Below are 1,137 nucleotides of genomic sequence, written 5' to 3' on the forward strand. Positions count from 1 at the left end.
AGGTTGCGGGACATCACGATCCGCTGGACCTGGTTGGTGCCCTCGTAGATCTGGGTGATCTTCGCGTCGCGCATCATCCGCTCCACCGGGTAGTCCCGGGTGTACCCGTACCCGCCCAGCAACTGCACCGCGTCCACCGTCACCTCCATCGCCACGTCCGACGCGAAGCACTTCGCCGCCGCCCCGAAGAACGTCAGGTCACCGTCCCCGCGCTGCGACCTCGCCGCCGCCGCGTACGTCAACTGCCGCGCCGCCTCCAGCTTCATCGCCATGTCCGCCAGCATGAACTGCACCCCCTGGAAGTCCGCGATCGCCTTCCCGAACTGCCGCCGCTCCCGCACGTACCCCTTCGCGTAGTCCAACGCCCCCTGCGCGATCCCCAGCGCCTGCGCCGCGATCGTCACCCGGGTGTGGTCCAGCGTCCGCATCGCCGTCGCGAACCCCGTCCCCTCCGCACCGATCATCCGGTCCGCCGGAATCCGCACGTCGTCGAAGTACACCTCACGCGTCGGCGACCCCTTGATCCCCAACTTCCGCTCCGGCGCCCCGAACGACACCCCCGCGTCACCCTTCTCCACCACGAACGCCGAGATCCCCTTCGACCGCGCCGAGGGATCCGTCACCGCCATCACCGTGTAGAACTCCGACACCCCCGCGTTGGTGATCCACCGCTTCACCCCGTTCAACACCCAGAAATCCCCCTCCCGCACCGCCCGCGTCCGCATCCCCGCCGCGTCCGAACCCGCCTCCGGCTCCGACAGGCAGTACGAGAACATCCCCTCCCCCCGCGCCAACGCCCCCAGGTACCGCGCCTTCAACTCCTCCGAACCCGCCAACTGCACCGGCAACGACCCCAGCTTGTTCACCGCCGGGATCAACGACGACGACGCGCATACCCGCGCCACCTCCTCGATCACCAGCACCGTCGCCAACGCGTCCGCCCCCGCACCCCCGTACTCCTCCGGCACGTGCACCGCGTGCAGCTCCGCCGCCAGCAACGCCTCCGCCGCCTCCCGCGGGAAACGCCCCTCCTCGTCCACCGCCGCCGCGAACGGGGCGATCTTCGCCTCCGCCAGCGAACGCACCGACTCCCGGAGCATCACGTGCTCCTCACCCAGCCGGTAGAGGTCGAAGTCC

1 protein-coding gene is annotated in these 1,137 nt (G+C 69.8%); it reads right to left on the minus strand.

Annotation, left to right across the window (positions count from 1 at the left end):
* Nucleotides 1-1,137, minus strand: a 1,137-nt coding sequence (locus tag ACZ3J7_RS41085) for an acyl-CoA dehydrogenase family protein (RefSeq protein ID WP_465628515.1), incomplete at both ends; no start/stop codon positions are given.

The sequence above is a fragment of the Kitasatospora sp. NPDC015121 genome, assembly GCF_055562955.1.